Consider the following 972-nt stretch of genomic DNA (forward strand, 5'->3'; position numbering starts at 1 on the left):
CGCGGACGCCGCGACCGCTCTGGCGGCGGCTGCTGTCCGCCGCGCTGTGGACCGTCGTCGCCGTGTGCGGGACCGCGTACGCGCTGTCGCTGCTCGTCCCGCTCTGGTACCAGGTCAACGACGAGCGGCTGCTCATCGTCACGTCCGGCTCGATGGCGCCCACGTTCGAGGCGGGCGACGCCGTCGTGCTGCGGGCCATCAGCCGGGAGTCCGACCTCAAGGTCGGCCAGGTCGTCTCGTTCTGGCCCGTCGGCTCCGACCAGCTCGTCACGCACCGCGTCGTCGCGCTGCGGCACCTGCCGGAGCTCACCGACGACCCCGAGACCGGCGAGCGCGTCCCGAAGGTCGACGCCGACGGCACGACCGTGACCAAGCCGTACGTCTTCACCAAGGGCGACGCGAACGCGACCGCCGACCCGAACGCCACGCCCATCACGCGCGTGCGCGGCGTCGTCCTCGGCGTCCACACCGGGTGGGGCTGGGTGCTGCAGTGGTCCACGTCGGCCGTCGGCCGCGCGGTCATGCTCGTCCCGCCGCTCGTCGCCGTCGCCGTCCTGGAGGTGCTCGCGGTCGTCGACTCCCGGCGCGACCGCCACCGCGCCTCCCCTGCCGCGGACGGGAGGTTCGATGACCTCCTGCTCGACTGACCAGCGGCCGGGCCCGCGGGCCCGGCACCCGTTCCTCGCCGCCGACCGCGGCGCGTGGGTGCGGCTCGGCGTCGTGGTCGCCCTCGCCGTCGCCGCGCTCGCCGCACCCGTCGCGGACGCCACACAGGCGCAGTTCACCGACAGCACGACCGTCGAGCTCGTCTACCAGGTGCGCCCCACGCAGACGCCGACGCCCACCCCGACGCCCTCCGAGGAGCCGGCCCCGCCGGCGGCCCCGGCGGCGTCGGCCCCGGCGCCCGAGCCGACGACGACGGCCGCCGAGACGTCCGGCGACGGGTCGGGCTCGCGCGGGACGGTCGGGCGG

Annotated in this window: 2 protein-coding genes; both read left to right on the top strand. The window is 76.4% G+C overall.

Annotation, left to right across the window (positions count from 1 at the left end):
* On the top strand, window positions 1–647 hold a 647-nt coding region (locus tag CBZ_RS18710; RefSeq protein WP_307720767.1), incomplete at its 5' end, for a signal peptidase I.
* Window positions 628–972 (top strand): hypothetical protein (locus tag CBZ_RS18715; protein WP_218022816.1); only part of this gene is annotated, 345 nt, incomplete at its 3' end. The genes CBZ_RS18710 and CBZ_RS18715, both read left to right, overlap by 20 nt.

Source organism: Cellulomonas biazotea (assembly GCF_004306155.1).
GTDB classification, from domain to species: Bacteria; Actinomycetota; Actinomycetes; order Actinomycetales; family Cellulomonadaceae; genus Cellulomonas; species Cellulomonas biazotea.